Origin of the sequence: Blastococcus sp. TML/C7B (genome assembly GCF_016612845.1) — a bacterium.
Lineage (GTDB): Bacteria > Actinomycetota > Actinomycetes > Mycobacteriales > Geodermatophilaceae > Blastococcus.
In genome coordinates this window covers 2,066,994-2,082,342 of sequence record NZ_JAEOAA010000001.1, presented here as the reverse complement: position 1 = coordinate 2,082,342, position 15,349 = coordinate 2,066,994, and the positions used below count along the sequence as shown (strand labels likewise).

Here is a 15,349-nt window from a genome sequence, read left to right as displayed (position 1 = left end):
GAGAACGCGCTTGCCCTTCACCCTGATGGGCCGGAAGCTCGTCGCCGTGCCTCCCCGCGACCGCCTCCTCGCCTGCCTCGTCGCCGTCTGCTGGGGCGTCAACTTCCCCGCCACGGCGCTCGCCCTCGAGCACTTCCCGCCGCTGTTCATGGTCGCGCTGCGGTTCACCCTGGTCGCCCTGCCCGCCCTGCTGCTCGTGCCCCGCCCGCCGGTGCCGCTGCGCTGGCTGGTCGGCGTCGGCCTGGGCATCGGGCTCCTGCAGTTCGCCTTCCTCTACCTCGGCATGGCCGCCGGGATGCCCAGCGGCCTGGCCTCGCTCGTCCTCCAGGCCTCGGCGCCGTTCACCGTGCTGCTCGCCGGCGTCTGGCTGCACGAGAAGCTCTCCGCCCGGCAGCTCGGCGGCGTCGCCCTGGCCGTCGCCGGGCTGGCCGTCATCGCGCTGCACCGGTCGCAGACCGCCGCGTGGCTGCCCGTCGTCCTCACCCTGTGCGGGGCGCTGGGCTGGGCGATCGGCAACGTCTGCAGCCGGCAGGCGAAGGCGCCCAACGGGCTGCACCTCACGCTGTGGTCCGCGGTCGTGCCGCCGCTGCCGATGCTGGCGCTGGCACTCGTGGTCGAGGGGCCCGCGCGGATCGGCCGGTCGCTGACGAGTGTCGCCACCGCCGAGGCGCTGCCGGCGGTCCTGGGACTGCTCTACGTGGTCGTCGTCGCCACGCTCGTCGGGTACGGGCTGTGGAACTCGCTGCTGTCCCGGCACCCGTCGAACGTGGTGGCGCCGTTCTCGATGCTCGTGCCCGTGGTCGGCGTCCTCGCCTCCTGGCTCGCGTTCGGGGAGGTGCTCGACCGCGTCGAACTGGCCGCCGGCGTGCTCGTGGTCGCCGGCGTGCTGATCGGCTCCCGGCCGGCTCAGCCCGCGAGGGTGATCGGGTTGATGACGTCGGCGAGGAACAGCAGCGCGGACAGCGCCAGGAAGACCCCGGCGACCACGTAGGCGACCGGCATCAGCCGGGCGATGTCGAAGGGCCCGGGGTCGGGCCGGCCGCGCAGCCGGGCGACGGTCGCGCGCGCCTTCTCGTACAGCGCCCCGGCCACGTGCCCGCCGTCCAGCGGGTAGATCGGCAGCAGGTTGAACAGGAACAGCACGAGGTTCATCCCCGCCAGCAGCTGGAAGAACAGGCTGGCCTTCTCCAGGGTGGTGAACCGGTCGAGGGAGAACACCTCGCCCGAGATGCGGCCGACCCCGACCACGCCGATCGGCCCGAGCGGGTCGCGCTCCTCGCCGAGGAAGGTGGCCCGGAACAGCGCCGGCACCCGCTGCGGGATCTCGACCAGCCGGTCGACGGCGCGCTGGGCGTAGTCGCCGACGAAGCCCGGGACGGCGGTGACCGGCTGCCGCACGTAGTCCTGCGCGGCCTGGATGCCGACGTAGCCCACGGTCCGGGTGCCGTCGGCCTCGCCGTCCCCGTCGTCGTCGACGTAGACGGTGTTGGCGATCGGGGTGACGGTGAGGTCGACCCGCGTCGTCGCGCCGTCGACCTCGCGCTCCACGGTGAGGACGACGGGGGTGTCGATGCTCTCCCGGATGGCGTCCTGGACCTGACCCCAGCCGGTCACCTCGTCGTCCTGACCGGTGTCGGCGACCGAGGACACCGGCCGGCCGTCGATCGCGACGACGGTGTCCCCGGCGCGGATGCCGGCAGCGGCCGCCGGGGAGGGGGTGGCGTCGTCGGAGCAGGTGCGGACGGCCGCGTCGGCCGGCAGCACGCACTCGGGCACCGCGCTGACCGTGGTGGTCGCCCCGGGGATGCCGAAGGCGGTGAGCACGATGGTGAAGAACAGCACCGCCAGCACCAGGTTGTGGAACGGGCCGGCGAACATCACGATGACCCGCTGCCACCAGGGCTTCTTGTAGAAGACCCGGTCGCCGTCGGTGGGCAGCACGTCGTCCAGCGCCTGGCCGCGGACCTCGGCGATGAAGCTGCGCATCCGGGTGGCGCGCGTGCCCTCGCCCTCCTCAGCGGGGGGGATCATGCCGACGATGCGGATGTAGCCGCCGAGCGGGATGCCCTTGATGCCGAACTCGGTCTCCCCGTAGCGGCGGGAGAACACCGTCGGGCCGAAGCCGACGAAGAACTGCGGCACGCGCATGCCGAACTTCCGCGCCCAGTAGAAGTGGCCGAACTCGTGGAAGCCGATGCTGAACAGCAGGCCCAGCGCGAAGGCGACGATCCCGAGGACCGTCAGGAGGAACCCGCTCAGCTCAGCCTCCGGCGATGATGCCCCGGGCGTGCTCCCGGGCCCACTCTTCTCCGCGGCCAGGACGTCCTCGACGCGCGTGGGGACGCCGAGGTCCGGCGCCTCGTCGAGGGTACGCGCGACGAGCTGGACGATCCCTGGGAACGAGAGCCGACCCGCCGTGAATGCGGCGACCGCCTCCTCGTTGGCCGCGTTGTAGATCGCCGGGGCCACGCCACCGGCCTCGCCGACCGAGCGGGCCAGCCGCACGGCGGGGAACGCCTGCTCGTCGAGCGGGAAGAACTCCCAGGTGCTGGCCGCCGTCCAGTCCAGCGCCGGCTGCACGTCGGGCAGCCGGTCGGGCCAGGCGAGGCCGAGGGCGATCGGCAGCCGCATGTCCGGCGGGCTGGCCTGGGCGATCGTCGCGCCGTCGGCGAAGGTGACCATCGAGTGCACGATCGACTGCGGGTGCACCACGACGTCGATGTCGGCGTAGGGGACGCCGAAGAGCAGGTGCGCCTCGATCAGCTCCAGGCCCTTGTTGACCAGCGTCGCCGAGTTGATGGTGACGACCGGCCCCATGTCCCAGGTGGGGTGGGCCAGCGCCTGCTCGACGGTGACGCCCTCCAGCTCGGCGGCCGACCGGCCGCGGAACGGCCCGCCGCTGGCGGTGAGCACCAGCCGGGCGAGCTCGCCGCGCGTGCCGGCCCGCAGGCACTGCGCCAGCGCCGAGTGCTCGGAGTCGACCGGGACGAGCTGGCCGGGCGCGGCGGCGGCGAGGACCAGGTCCCCCCCGGCGATCAGCGACTCCTTGTTCGCCAGCGCCACGGTGCGCCCGGCGCGCAGGGCGGACAGCGTCGGACCCAGGCCGATGGAGCCCGCGATGCCGTTGAGGACGACGTCGGCCGGGCGCGCCGCGAGCTCCTCGGCGGCGCGCGGGCCGGCGAGGATCTCCGGGAGGGAGTACTCGCCCTTCGACCAGCCCTTCTTCGACGCCGCGGCGTAGAACGCCAGCTGCAGGTCCTGGGCGGCGGTCGCCCGCGCCACCGCCACGGTGCGCACGCCCAGCGCGAGCGCCTGCTCGGCCAGCGTCGCGACGTCGCCGCCGCCCGCGGCCAGCCCGGTGATGCGGATGCGGTCGGGGTTCTGGCGGGCCACCGCGATCGCCTGCCGGCCGATCGAACCGGTGGACCCGAGGACGGTGACCTCGCGCGGCTGGCTCATGGCGCTGATCCTGCCAAGCCCCGCCCCGGCACCCCGACCTCACCCGCCCCTCCGGCACCACCTGCCCCGGAAAGGTGACCAGGGCTCAAGCGGAACGTCGGCGTGCCGATGTCCTGGTCGACGGTCCACCTACGGGGCCGCAGATGCCAGGAAGGCTCCTCCATGTCGCAGCTCTCCCCCCGTCGCGCGGTCAGCGCCGCCGGTCTCGTCCTCGGCACCGCCGCCCTCGGCGTGGCGTTCGCCCCCGCCGCGTCGGCGGCCCCGTCCCCGGCCGTGACCGTCAGCCAGTCGACCGTCGCGCCGGGCGCGACGTACACCGTCTCCGGCGGTGACTGCATCTCCGAGGACGCCGACTACGACGCCGCGGGCGTCGTCTTCCTGGCGGTCGGGGCGCAGTCGGCCGACGCCGAGCTGGCCGACGAGAACGGCGACTGGACCCTCACCGCGACCGCGCCGACCGAGGCCGGGTCCTACGAGTTCTCCGCCGTCTGCGACTGGTACACCGACGGCTTCGAGTACGGCAACTTCACGATCACCGTCGCCGCGCCGTCCTCGACCCCGGCGCCGGCTCCGGCCCCCGCGCCCTCGGCCACGCCCTCCGCGCCCGGCACCCCGCGCGGCGCGGCGGCCGTCACGGCCGGCGTCGCCAGCCCCGACACCGGCGCCGCCACCGGCGACGCCGCCCCGCTGGGCCAGAAGGTCGTGAAGATCCTCACCGGCTTCAAGCCCTTCGAGGTCGTCACCGTCACCCTGAACTCGACCCCGCAGCGCGTGGGCACGTTCACCGCCGACGCCTCGGGCACCGTCCGCGTCGAGTTCACCGTCCCGGCGGGCACGCCGGTCGGTGACCACACGCTGGTCTACGAGGGCGACAAGGGCACCTACTTCCAGGAGGCCTTCGCCGTCACCGCCACCCCGGCCGGCGGCTCGGCCCGCCTGGCCTCCACCGGTGCCAGCGTCGCGCTGCCGCTGGGCCTGGGCCTGGGTGCCCTCGCCGCCGGTGGAGGCCTGGTCCTCGCCGCCCGTCGCCGCTCCACCGGGGGCGTGCAGGCCTGAGCATGACCGCTCCGCACGATCCCGACGCCGGCCAGGCCCGCCCTGGCCGGCGTCGGTCGTCGTCCCGGCGGTGGCTGCGGGCGACGGCCGCCGTCCTGCTGCTGGTGCTCCTCGCCGCCGGCGTCGACGTCGCCGTCCTCTCCGCCCGGATGGGTGCGGTCGAGGTCGACCTCACCGCCGACGACCGGGACGGCAGCACGTGGGTGCTGCTCGGGCTCGACTCCCGCGCGGCCCTGCCCCGCGGCGCGGACGCCGCCGCCTTCGGGACGACCGAGGAGGTGCCCGGCAGCCGGGCCGACGTCGTGCTCGTGGTGCACCGCTCCGACGCCGGCACCCGGGTGCTGTCGGTCCCCCGCGACCTGCTGGTCACCGGCGGGGGGCAGAGCGGGCGGCTAGCGCTCACCTGGCTCCGCGGGCCCGGGGCCACCGTCGCCGCCCTGTGCGGGCTCGGCATCCCCACCGACCACCTGGTCACCGTCGACCTCGCCGGGTTCACCGACCTGGTGGACGCCGTCGGCGGGGTGGAGGTGGACCTGCCCGGCCCCGTCCGCGATCCGCAGGCCGGCCTCCTGCTCCCCCGGGGCGGGGCGCAGGAGCTCGACGGTGCGACGGCGCTGGCCCTCGTCCGCTCCCGCCACCCGGAGACGCCGGCGGACGGCGGCGGCTGGGCCCCCTCCCCCGTCGACCCCGACGCGCGCGCGGCGACGGCGGCCGGGGTGCTGCGGGCGTTCGCGGACCGCGCGGCCGAGGCCCGCACCCGTCCGTGGCGGCTGCAGCGGGTCGCCTGGGCCGCCTCGGGCGCGGTGTCCCGGGACCCGGGCACCTCGCTGGCCGACCTCGCGTCCTTCGCCGGCACCGAGCTCGGCACGGCCGAGGTGCTGCCCGCCGGCCCGCCGGTCGAGGGCGCCCTCCTGCGCCTGCCCACGCCCGCCACCGCGGCCGCCGTCGCCGCGGCGGGGCTGAGCTGCGGCGGCTGAACGCGCCACGCGCGACCGCCCTGGCCGGTCACCGCGGACACCGCCTGGCATCATGAGCGGGTCAGCGACCTGCGCGCTGATCACGGACACAGCAGCGTCGCGAGGAGAGCACGTGAGCGAGCAGACGCACCGGGACCGGATCGCGATCGACGACCCGGCCACCGAGCGGGTCAACCAGCCCGGTCGTGAAGAGGGCGTGGTCCGCGCGGGTGCGCACCCCGTCGAGCACGAGGAGCCGGCCGACTGGGGCTGGCACGGGCAGACCGGCCGCAAGGGCCGGATCGGCGCCTGGATCGCCGTGCTCGTGACCCTGAGCTACCTCGTCGGCAACCACGAGGGCCGCGTCGAGGACCTGTGGGTGCTGGGCACCGCGCTCCTGCTCATCGTGATCCTGGTCTGGGACATCTTCCGCAGGAAGAACGCCTGGCGCAGCCGCTGACCCGCAGCCCGAACGCACGCGAGGGCCGGTTCCCGCACGGGGAGCCGGCCCTCGTCGCGTCCGGTCAGGCGACCGCGACGCCGATCGCCGAGCCGATCAGGTAGGTGATCCCGGCGGCGGCCGCGCCGAAAAGCAGCTGCCGGGCGCCGGCGTACCACCACGGCCGCGGGGTGAAGGTCGAGGAGAGCGCCCCGGCCACCACCAGCCCGAGGCCACCGCAGAGCAGGGCCGGCCACAGCACCGCGGCACCGAACAGGTACGGCAGCAGCGGGATCAGCGCGCCGACGCCGAAGGTGACGAACGAGGAGACCGCCGCGGTCGTCGGCGACGGCTTGTCGCCCGGGCTGAGCCCGAGCTCGGCGACGACGTGCAGCCTGCAGCGCCGTCTCCGGGTCGCGGGAGAGCTGGACGGCGACCTCGGAGGCGAGGTCCTGGTCGACGCCCCGCACGCGCAGCATCTCGACCAGCTCGCGCAGCTCCCCGTCGGGGTTGCGCTCGAGCTCCCGCCGCTCCTTCTCGACCTCGAGGTCGAGCTGCTCGTTCTGCGTCTTCACCGAGGTGTACTCGCCGAGCGCCATCGAGATCGCGCCGGCGACGAGGCTGGCCACGCCGGCCAGGACGACCGCCCGGGGGGCCGCGCCCCCGCCGCCGACGCCGGCGACGAGCGCGGTGTTGGTGACCAGCCCGTCCATGGCGCCGAAGACCGCGGCGCGCAGCCAGCCGCCGGAGACGTCGGAGTGCGAGTGCTCGTGCGCCTCGGCGTCCGGGGCCGCGTCGGTGGTCACTCGTCGCCCTCGGCGCCGAGCTCCACGGGCGGCTCGACCGGCTCCGCCGAAGGGGTGGGCAGCGCGACGCTGGGGACGCCGTCCACCTGGTCGGCGGCGGCGAGCTGGCCGCAGGCGCCGTCGATGTCCTGGCCGCGGGTGTCGCGCACCGTCGTCGGCACCCCCGCGGCGCGCAGCCGGGCGACGAACTCCCGCTGGGCGGGCAGCGGGCTGGCGTCCCACTTGCTGCCCGGGGTCGGGTTGAGCGGGATCAGGTTGACGTGCGCGAGCCGGCCGGCCAGCAGCTTCCCGAGCAGGTCGGCGCGGAAGGGCTGGTCGTTGACGTCGCGGATGAGCGCGTACTCCACCGAGTAGCGGCGGCCGGTCTTCCGCGCGTAGGCGTCGGCGGCCTCCACCACCTCGCCGACCTTCCACCGGGTGTTGATCGGCACGAGGCCGTCGCGCAGCTCGTCGTCCGGGGCGTGCAGGCTGACCGCGAGGGTGACGTTGAGCCCCTCGTCGGTGAGCCGCCGGATCGCCGGCACCAGGCCGACGGTGGAGACGGTGACCGAGCGCTGCGCCAGGCCCAGCCCGTGCGGTGCGGGGGTGAGCAGCGCGTCGAGGGTCTTGCGGACGCGGGGGTAGTTGGCGAGCGGCTCGCCCATGCCCATGAACACCACGTTGGACAGCCGGCCCGGGCCGCCGGCGAGCTCGCCGTTCGCCATCGCGGCGGCCGCCGCCACCGCCTGGCCGATGATCTCGGCGGCCGACAGGTTGCGGGTGAGGCCCTGCTGTCCGGTGGCGCAGAACGGGCAGGCCATGCCGCAGCCGGCCTGGCTGGAGATGCAGACGGTGGCCCGGCCCGGGTAGCGCATGAGCACGCTCTCCACGAGCGCGCCGTCGTGCAGCCGCCACAGGGTCTTGCGGGTGCGCCCGTCGTCGGCGGTCTGGTGCCGGACGACGGTCAGCAGCCCCGGCAGCAGCGCCTCGGTCAGCGACTCGCGCACCGCGGCGGGCAGGTCGGTCATCTGCTCCGGGTCGGTGACGCCGCGGTAGAAGTGCCGGGCCAGCTGGTCGGCGCGGAACGCCGGCTGCCCGAGCTCGGCGACGGCGGCCCGGGCCTCGTCGCGGGTGAGGTCGGCGAGGTGGCGCGGCGGCTTGCCGCGGCGCGGGGCGTCGAAGACGAGGGGCAGGGCAGTCATAACCGGTCCATGGTCCCACTCCACCTCGCGTGCAGACCGTGCGGAGACCGAACTCACCCCCGTCGGGTCGGCACCTGGCAGGGTTGCGGGCATGAGCCGGCTCGCGGACGTCGACCTGACCGCCTCCCTCGGCAAGGAGGAGGCCAAGGCGCAGCTGGCGGCGGCGCAGCACCGGCTGACCCACCTGCGGCTGCTGCTGGGCGGCCAGCTCGGCTCCGGCGAGCTCGGGCCGCCGCTGCTGGTGCTGTTCGAGGGCTGGGACGCCTCGGGCAAGGGCGGGGCGATCAAGCGGCTGGTCGAGCCGCTTGATCCCCGGCACGCGCGGGTCGCGCAGTTCTCCGCACCGAGCTCCCACGAGAAGCGGCACCACTTCCTCTGGCGGTTCTGGCCGGCGCTGCCCGGCTGGGGCGGGATGGCCGTGCTGGACCGCACCTGGTACGGCCGCGTGCTGGTGGAGCGGGTGGAGGGCCTCGCGTCCGAGGAGGCGTGGCGCCGCGCCTACGGGGAGATCGTCGACCTGGAGACCACGCTCGCCGCCGAGGGCACCGTGCTGGTCAAGTTCTGGATGCACGTCTCGCCCGAGGAGCAGCTGCGCCGCTTCGAGTCGCGGCAGGCCGATCCGCACAAGGCGTGGAAGCTGACCGACGAGGACTGGCGGAACCGCGGGAAGCGGGCCGAGTACGAGGCCGCCGTCGAGGAGATGCTCGAGCGCACCGACACGCCGGCCGCGCCGTGGCACGTGGTCGCCGGGGAGGACAAGCGCTGGGCCCGTGTCGACGTCGTCCGCACCGTGTGCGCGGCGGTCGAGGACGCGCTCGCCGCCCGCGGCATCGACACCGGGCTGCCGCCACGGCGATGAGCCCGGCGCCCGGCCCGGCCGCGCGAGCGGCTCGGGTCAGCCGATCCGCGCGTGCTGGCGCACCCAGGCGTGCATCGCGATGCCGGCGGCGACCCCGACGTTGATCGAGCGGGTCGAGCCGAACTGGGCGATCGAGACGGTCAGGTCGGCGCCGGCCCGCGCCTCCTCGGTGAGCCCGGGGCCCTCCTGCCCGAACAGCAGCAGGCAGCGCTCGGGCAGCACCGCGGTCTCCAGGGGCACCGCGCCCGGGTGGTTGTCGACGGCGACCACCGTCAGCTGCCGCGCCGCGGCGAAGGCGAGCAGCTCGCCGACGTCGGTGTGGTGCCGCAGGTGCTGGTACCGGTCGGTGACCATCGCGCCCCGCCGGTTCCACCGGCGCCGGCCCACGACGTGCACCTCCTCGGCGAGGAACGCGTTGGCGGTCCGCACCACCGTGCCGATGTTCGCGTCGTGGCCGAAGTTCTCGATCGCCACCGAGAACCCGTGCCGGCGACGGTCCAGGTCGGCGACGATCGCCTCGACCGTCCAGTAGCGGTACCGGTCGACGACGTTGCGCCGGTCGCCGGCGGCCAGCAGCTCCGCGTCGTAGCGCGGGTCCTGCGGCCACGGGCCCTCCCACGGGCCGACGCCGACCGTCGTCCCCCAGTCGGTGGGGCCGGGCAGCTCGTCGTCGGGCACCCAGGGAGGATCGCAGGGTGGCTGCCGACGTCCTCCTGCACCTCATCGAGCCGGCCGCATGGCGGGCCGCGCTGACCGACGGCGCGGTGCGCCCGCCGTCGCTCGCCTCGGTCGGCTTCGTCCACCTGTCGACGCCGGAGCAGGTGCACCTGCCGGCGCGGGCGCTCTTCCCGGGCCGCCGCGACCTGGTGCTCCTCGTGGTCGACCCGGCGCGGCTGACCGACCCGGTGCGGTTCGAACCCGGCCGCCCCGAGGACCCCGCGGGCATGCTCTTCCCGCACCTGCACGGGCCGCTGCCGACCCGCGCGGTCGTCGCCGTCGTCCCGTACCGGCCGCCGGTGCCGCCGGTTCTCCCCTCCCCCGACGACGCGCTGGGGCGCGCCCTGGCCCACTACACCTCGCTGCCGGTGCGCCGCGCCGTCGGCGTGGGCGACGTACCCGGGGGCGTCGCCGTCCTCGATCCGGACGTGGTCGCCTCCTACGACAACAACAGGCTGGTGCTCACCTCGCCGGTCGACGCCGCGGAGGTGGAGGCCGCCGCCGAGGACGTGGGCGGCAACGCCGGCTGGCCGCACCGGGCGGCCTACCTCGCCTGGCCGGGGGCGGAGCCGGTGGCGCTCCAGCTGGGCCGCCGCGGCTGGGCCGTCGAGGACCTGGTGCTCATGGGCCGCTCCCCCGCCGACCCGCCGCGGGCGGCGACCGACCGGGTGACGGTGGTGACGACGGAGGAGCTCCGCGACCTCCGGGACCGGTCCTGGCGCCGTGACCTGGCCGGCACGGTCGACCGGCTGGACGCCGTCGTCGAGCAGCTGCTCCGGCGTGAGCTGCTCAACGACCCGGTCCTCGCGGTGACCGACCTGGCCGTGCACGAGGACGGCCGGGTCGTCGCCGCGGCCCAGCTGCGGGTGGACGGCGCGACCGCCGCGCTGGAGTCGGTCATGACCGACCCGGAGGCGCGCGGCCGGGGGCACGCCGACGCGCTGCTCGCCCGGGCCCTGGAGCTGGCCGGCGCCGCCGGTTGCGACCTGGTGGTGCTCGAGGCGACCGCCGACGACTGGCCGAGGAGGTGGTACGCCCGCCGTGGCTTCGCCGAGCTGGGCCGCACCTGGTCGGTCAGCCGCAGCGCCTGAGGCGTCAGACGGGGGCGAGCGCCGAGAGCAGCAAATAGGCGACGGCCGCCGAGGGCAGCAGCGAGTCCAGCCGGTCCATGATCCCGCCGTGCCCGGGCAGCAGGTTGCCCATGTCCTTGATGCCGAGGTCGCGCTTGATCAGCGACTCGCCGAGGTCGCCGATCGTGGCGGTGAGCGCCAGCGCCACGCCGAAGAGCACGCCACCCCACCACGGCTCGTGGAAGGTGAAGGTGAACAGGCAGACGCCGATGGCCACGCAGGCCAGCACCGAGCCGGCCAGGCCCTCCCACGACTTCTTCGGGCTGATCGAGGGCGCCATCGGGTGCTTGCCGAAGAGCACCCCGGCCGCGTAGCCGCCGACGTCGCTGCAGACCACGGTGGCGATGAAGGCGAGCACCCGGGCCACGCCGTCGTCGGGAACGGCGAGCAGGACGGCGAAACCGGCCAGCAGCGGCACGTAGAGGGCCACCAGGACGCCGGCCGAGGCGTCCCGCAGGTAGCCCGCCGGGCCGTCGGCGAGCCGCCAGAACAGCACCGCGAGCACGGTGACGAAGAAGCCGGTGACCAGGCCGGTCGTCCCGCGGGTCCAGGCGAGGACCAGCATGGCCGGCACGCCGACGAGCAGCGGCACCAGCGGCGCGCGGAACTCGCCCGCGCGCATCGCCCGGGTCAGCTCGACGACACCCACGAGCATCGCCGCGATGACCAGGCCCACGAAGGCCGGCCGCCAGATCAGCAGTGAGCCCAGCACCAGGCCGGCCAGCCCGAGACCGACGCCGATCGCGGCACCGAGGTCGCGCCCGGCGCGGCCGTGGCCGGTCACCGGCTTCTCCGTCTCGGGCAGCTCGTCCACCGGCGGTTCCGCATCCGCGGGCGGCTCCGCGACGGGGGTGCCGTCGGCAGCCGTCGCGGGGACCTCGACCGCGGGGACCTCGACGGTCGCCTCGGGGACGGGCTCCACGGGCCGGGAGGCCAGCGGCGGCAGCGGCGGGACCGACCGCGACCGGGAGACCGGACCGGTGTCGCCGTCGGACCTCCCGGAGGCGGGGCGGGCGCCCGCCGGCGGGAACGGCGTGGCCCCCGGGCGCAGCGCGCCCGGGCGGTCGGCGGAGGGGGGTGTCATGGGCGGTCGGCCGATCGGAGGTCAGACCTCGAGCAGCTCGGTCTCCTTGTTCTTCATCGCCTCGTCGACGTGCGCGACGTGCTGCTCGGTGAGGTTGTCCAGCTCCTTCTCCGCGCGGCCGGACGTCGTCCTCACCGGCCTCGCCGTCCTTGGCGATGCGGTCGAGCTCGTCCTTCGCGCGGCGGCGGATGTTGCGGATCGCCACCTTCGCGTCCTCACCCTTGGCGCGCGCCTGCTTCACCAGGTCGCGGCGGCGCTCCTCGGTCAGCTGCGGGAAGACCACGCGCAGGATCTGGCCGTCGTTGGTGGGGTTGACGCCGAGGTCGCTGTCCCGGATGGCCCGCTCGATCGCGGTCAGCTGGCTCATGTCGTAGGGCTTGATGACCGCCATCCGCGCCTCGGGCACAGTGATCGAGGCCATCTGCGGCACCGGGGTGTAAGCGCCGTAGTAGTCCACCATGATCTTGCTGAACATGGACGGCGTGGCGCGGCCGGTGCGGACCGAGCCGAGGTCCTCCCGGGCGACCGACAGGGCCTTGTCCATCCGCTCCTCGGCATCGAGCAGGGTGTCGTCGATCACGGGTTGTCCCTCCTGCGACGGCCGGACCGCGGCCGTCGTCGTCCTCGTCTGTGCAGATCGTGCGCCGGGGTCAGGCCGGCTGGCTGATCAGCGTGCCGATCCTCTCACCTGCGGTCGCCCGGGCGATGTTGCCGTCGCGGAGCAGGTTGAACACCACGATGGGCATCCGGTTCTCCATCGCCAGGCTGATCGCCGTGGCGTCGGCGACCTTGAGCTCGTCGGCCAGCACCGTGGCGTAGTCCAGGTCCTCGTACATGGTGGCCGCCGGGTTGATCCGGGGGTCGTCGTCGTACACGCCGTCGACACCGTTCTTGGCCATCAGCAGCACCTGGCAGCCGATCTCCATGGCGCGCTGGGCGGCGACGGTGTCGGTGGAGAAGTACGGCATGCCCGCGCCGGCGCCGAAGATGACCAGCCGGCCCTTCTCCAGATGCCGCACCGCCTTGCGCGGGATGTAGGGCTCGGCGACCTGGCCCATGGTGATCGCCGTCTGCACGCGGGTCTCCAGGCCCACCTGCTCGCAGAACGCCTGCAGGGCGAGCGCGTTCATGACCGTGCCGAGCATGCCCATGTAGTCGGCGTGCCGGCGGTCCATGCCGGCCTGGGCGAGCTCCGCGCCGCGGAAGAAGTTGCCGCCACCGACGACGACGGCGACCTGCGTGCCCTTGTGGACGACCTCGGCCAGCTGCTCGGCGATGCTGTGCACGATGCCGGAGTCGATCCCGACCTTGCCGCCCCCGAACGCCTCGCCGGAGAGCTTGAGCAGCACGCGCTGGTAGCCGGTGCCGTCGGCGGGCTGGAACGCGGTGGGCGCGGACAGCGGTGCGGTCGTCTCGGTCAACGCGTCATCCCTCGTTCGACGTCAGTGGGGTTGATCCTGCCGCACAGACGTTCGGCCCCGCTCCCGGAGAGGAGCGGGGCCGAATGCCCGTGCGCGGGTGCTCGGCTCAGGCCTGGCCGACCTCGAAGCGCGCGAAGCGCTCCACGGTCATACCGGCCTCGTCGACGATCTGCTTGACCGTGCGCTTGGGCTCGGTGATCGACGGCTGCTCGAGCAGGACGAAGTCCTTGTAGTAGGCGTTGACCCGACCCTCGACGATCTTGGTGATCGCCTGCTCGGGCTTGCCCTCCTCCTTCGCCGTCTGCTCGGCGACGCGGCGCTCGGTCTCCACCGCCTCGGCCGGGACCTCCTCGCGGGTGAGGTAGCGCGGGCGCGCGGCGGCGATGTGCATCGCCAGGCTGCGGGCCGCGTCCTCGCTGCCACCGCTGTACTGCACGGCGACACCGATGGCCGGGGGCAGGTCGGTGGCCCGCTTGTGCAGGTAGGTGGCGGTGGTGCCCTCGAAGATGGCGAAGCGGCTCAGCACCAGCTTCTCGCCGATGCGGGCGGACTCGCCCTCGACCAGCGCGGCGACCGTCTGGCCCTCGACGTCGCTGCCCAGCAGGGCCTCGGCGTCGGCGGCCTTGTTCGCCAGGCCGATCTCGAGCAGGCGCTCGGCGAGCTTGATGAAGTCGGCGTTCTTGGCGACGAAGTCGGTCTCGCAGTCGAGCTCGAGCAGGGCGCCGTCCTTGCTGACGACGATGCCGTTGGTCGTCGAGCGCTCGAGGCGCTTGCCGACGTCCTTGGCGCCCTTGACGCGCAGGAACTCGACGGCCTTGTCGTAGTCGCCGTCGGCCTCGGTCAGGGCCTTCTTGCAGTCCATCATGCCGGCGCCGGTGGCGTCGCGGAGACGCTTGACGTCGGCCGCAGTGAAGTCAGCCATGTCTTTTCCTCTGTGGTCTGTCGGTGCTGCGGGGGTGGAGCGGGCGCGCCGCGGCGCCGTCCCCGGTGTCGGGGACGGCGCCGGGTGATCAACCGTTCTGGGCGCCCTGGGTGCCGGTCTCGGTGCTGCCGGTGGCGGGCACGCCCTCGACGGGCGCGACCTCCTCGGCGGTGACCGTCGGGGCCTCGGCCGGGGTCTCCGGCAGCGGGGTGGCGGCGGCGTCGGCGGCCGGGGCGGCCGCGGCGTCCCCACCGGTCAGCAGCTCGCGCTCCCAGTCGGCCAGCGGCTGGTCGCCACCGATGACCTGCTCGGCGCCGTCCTCGCGGCCGGCGTTGGCCTGCGCGGCCGAGCGGGCCATGAGGCCCTCGGCGACGGCGTCGGCGATCACGCGGGTGAGGACGGCGATGCTGCGGATCGCGTCGTCGTTGCCCGGGATCTTGTAGTCGACCTCGTCGGGGTCGCAGTTGGTGTCGAGGATCGCGACCACCGGGATCTTCAGCTTGCGGGCCTCGCCGACGGCGATGTGCTCCTTCTTGGTGTCCACGATCCAGATGGCGCTGGGCACCTTCTTCATGTCGCGGATACCGCCCAGGGAGCGGTCGAGCTTTGCCTTCTCGCGGCTGAGGACCAGCTGCTCCTTCTTGGACAGGCTGACCAGCACGCCGGTCTGCTCCATGTCCTCGATCTCCTTGAGGCGCTCGAGGCGCTTGAAGACCGTCTGGAAGTTGGTCAGCATGCCGCCGAGCCAGCGCTGGTTGACGTAGGGCATGCCCACGCGCGTGGCCTGCTCGGCGACGACCTCCTGCGCCTGGCGCTTCGTGCCGACGAACAGGATCGAACCGCCGTGCGCGACCGTCTGCTTGACGAACTCGTAGGCGTTGTCGATGTACCCGAGCGTCTGCTGCAGGTCGATGATGTAGATGCCGTTGCGCTCGGTGAAGATGAAGCGCTTCATCTTGGGGTTCCAGCGACGGGTCTGGTGCCCGAAGTGGACGCCGCTGTCGAGCAGCTGCTTCATGCCGACGACTGCCATTGCAGCCTCTCTTCTTCCGCGCGCGACCCCACGGGGCCGCACGCATGATCCGGTTGTCGCGGGCACCGGGTGGCGCCCGCCCTGGCGTCCTGCGGCACCACTCCCCCCGCCCGTGCGGGCGAGGACCGAGGTGGTGGCTGCCCCGCCGATCGGCGGGAAGAGGACACGCGAAGTCGACCCGCGGACGGGTCGCACCGGACAGCATACGCGACCTCACGGGGGCTCCTCCCCCGCCGCCAGGTGCCGTCCACAGCCTCCGGTGGGCGGCTCTCCTGCGGCCGGTCCG

Annotated in this window: 14 protein-coding genes and 2 pseudogenes; 6 read left to right on the top strand and 10 right to left on the bottom strand. The window is 74.3% G+C overall.

The genetic code is table 11. The features are described 5' to 3' along the window. Positions 1–10 precede the first annotated feature (10 nt). Positions 11–991, top strand: a complete 981-nt coding sequence (locus JKP76_RS10160) for an EamA family transporter (protein WP_242471253.1) — start codon at positions 11–13, stop codon at positions 989–991. Here JKP76_RS10160 and dxr read toward each other — a convergent pair. Further along, positions 907–3,459, bottom strand: coding sequence for a 1-deoxy-D-xylulose-5-phosphate reductoisomerase (dxr, locus tag JKP76_RS20800; protein ID WP_242471252.1), 2,553 nt, complete (start codon positions 3,457–3,459; stop codon positions 907–909). The two genes, JKP76_RS10160 and dxr, sit on opposite strands and share 85 nt — an antisense overlap. Before the next feature lie 162 nt (positions 3,460–3,621). On the opposite strand from dxr, the gene JKP76_RS10145 reads away from it, so the two are divergent. From JKP76_RS10145 to JKP76_RS10135, 3 genes are all read left to right on the top strand, one after another. Further along, positions 3,622–4,515, top strand: coding sequence for a hypothetical protein (locus JKP76_RS10145; protein ID WP_200490728.1), 894 nt, complete (start codon positions 3,622–3,624; stop codon positions 4,513–4,515). A gap of 2 nt (positions 4,516–4,517) precedes the next feature. After that, complete coding sequence (locus JKP76_RS10140) at positions 4,518–5,492, top strand: LCP family protein (RefSeq protein WP_200490727.1); 975 nt, start codon at positions 4,518–4,520, stop codon at positions 5,490–5,492. A gap of 112 nt (positions 5,493–5,604) precedes the next feature. Next, entirely contained in the window at positions 5,605–5,931 is a 327-nt protein-coding gene (locus JKP76_RS10135) for a DUF2631 domain-containing protein (protein ID WP_200490726.1), read from the top strand. Between the two features lie 64 nt (positions 5,932–5,995). On the opposite strand, the gene JKP76_RS22335 is transcribed toward JKP76_RS10135, so the two are convergent. From JKP76_RS22335 to rlmN, 3 genes and pseudogenes are all read right to left on the bottom strand, one after another. Beyond that, a complete protein-coding gene (locus tag JKP76_RS22335) occupies positions 5,996–6,304 on the bottom strand; it encodes a VIT1/CCC1 transporter family protein (RefSeq protein WP_242473515.1) in 309 nt (102 codons plus the stop codon). 73 nt (positions 6,305–6,377) lie between these two features. Continuing rightward, positions 6,378–6,623 (bottom strand): annotated as a pseudogene (locus tag JKP76_RS22330) (VIT1/CCC1 transporter family protein); the annotation flags it as partial. 89 nt (positions 6,624–6,712) lie between these two features. Continuing rightward, a complete protein-coding gene (gene rlmN / locus JKP76_RS10125; protein ID WP_200490725.1) occupies positions 6,713–7,897 on the bottom strand; it encodes a 23S rRNA (adenine(2503)-C(2))-methyltransferase RlmN in 1,185 nt (394 codons plus the stop codon). A gap of 91 nt (positions 7,898–7,988) precedes the next feature. Here rlmN and JKP76_RS10120 point away from each other — a divergent pair, with 91 nt between their 5' ends. Beyond that, on the top strand, positions 7,989–8,756 hold the full coding sequence (locus JKP76_RS10120) for a polyphosphate kinase 2 family protein (RefSeq protein ID WP_200490724.1): 768 nt from the start codon (positions 7,989–7,991) through the stop codon (positions 8,754–8,756). 36 nt (positions 8,757–8,792) lie between these two features. Here JKP76_RS10120 and JKP76_RS10115 read toward each other — a convergent pair whose 3' ends face one another. Then, positions 8,793–9,434 (bottom strand): RNA methyltransferase, encoded by a 642-nt coding sequence (locus tag JKP76_RS10115; RefSeq protein WP_200490723.1) that lies wholly within the window; start codon positions 9,432–9,434, stop codon positions 8,793–8,795. 17 nt (positions 9,435–9,451) lie between these two features. On the opposite strand from JKP76_RS10115, the gene JKP76_RS10110 reads away from it, so the two are divergent. Beyond that, on the top strand, positions 9,452–10,564 hold the full coding sequence (locus tag JKP76_RS10110) for a DUF952 domain-containing protein (protein ID WP_200490722.1): 1,113 nt from the start codon (positions 9,452–9,454) through the stop codon (positions 10,562–10,564). Positions 10,565–10,568: 4 nt separating this feature from the next. Here the strand turns inward: JKP76_RS10110 and JKP76_RS10105 are convergent, their stop codons facing one another. From JKP76_RS10105 to rpsB, 5 genes and pseudogenes are all read right to left on the bottom strand, one after another. After that, a complete protein-coding gene (locus tag JKP76_RS10105) occupies positions 10,569–11,687 on the bottom strand; it encodes a phosphatidate cytidylyltransferase (protein ID WP_200490721.1) in 1,119 nt (372 codons plus the stop codon). A gap of 21 nt (positions 11,688–11,708) precedes the next feature. Continuing rightward, positions 11,709–12,267: pseudogene (gene frr / locus JKP76_RS10100) on the bottom strand (ribosome recycling factor). Positions 12,268–12,337: 70 nt separating this feature from the next. Then, positions 12,338–13,087 carry a UMP kinase gene (pyrH, locus tag JKP76_RS10095; RefSeq protein WP_200491373.1) on the bottom strand — a complete coding sequence of 250 codons (750 nt, stop codon included), beginning with the start codon at positions 13,085–13,087 and terminating at the stop codon, positions 12,338–12,340. Between the two features lie 127 nt (positions 13,088–13,214). Continuing rightward, positions 13,215–14,030, bottom strand: coding sequence for a translation elongation factor Ts (tsf, locus tag JKP76_RS10090; protein ID WP_200490720.1), 816 nt, complete (start codon positions 14,028–14,030; stop codon positions 13,215–13,217). Between the two features lie 88 nt (positions 14,031–14,118). Beyond that, complete coding sequence (gene rpsB, locus JKP76_RS10085) at positions 14,119–15,063, bottom strand: 30S ribosomal protein S2 (protein ID WP_200490719.1); 945 nt, start codon at positions 15,061–15,063, stop codon at positions 14,119–14,121. Between the last annotated feature and the right edge of the window lie 286 nt (positions 15,064–15,349).

Excerpts from the sequence above, each read along its gene's own strand:
- dxr (WP_242471252.1), bottom strand. The coding sequence starts at position 3,459 with ATGAGCCAGCCGCGCGAGGTCACCGTCCTCGGGTCCACCGGTTCGATC.
- JKP76_RS10145 (WP_200490728.1), top strand. The coding sequence starts at position 3,622 with ATGTCGCAGCTCTCCCCCCGTCGCGCGGTCAGCGCCGCCGGTCTCGTC.
- JKP76_RS10140 (WP_200490727.1), top strand. The coding sequence starts at position 4,518 with ATGACCGCTCCGCACGATCCCGACGCCGGCCAGGCCCGCCCTGGCCGG.
- rlmN (WP_200490725.1), bottom strand. The coding sequence starts at position 7,897 with ATGACTGCCCTGCCCCTCGTCTTCGACGCCCCGCGCCGCGGCAAGCCG.
- JKP76_RS10120 (WP_200490724.1), top strand. The coding sequence starts at position 7,989 with ATGAGCCGGCTCGCGGACGTCGACCTGACCGCCTCCCTCGGCAAGGAG.
- JKP76_RS10105 (WP_200490721.1), bottom strand. The coding sequence starts at position 11,687 with ATGACACCCCCCTCCGCCGACCGCCCGGGCGCGCTGCGCCCGGGGGCC.
- tsf (WP_200490720.1), bottom strand. The coding sequence starts at position 14,030 with ATGGCTGACTTCACTGCGGCCGACGTCAAGCGTCTCCGCGACGCCACC.
- rpsB (WP_200490719.1), bottom strand. The coding sequence starts at position 15,063 with ATGGCAGTCGTCGGCATGAAGCAGCTGCTCGACAGCGGCGTCCACTTC.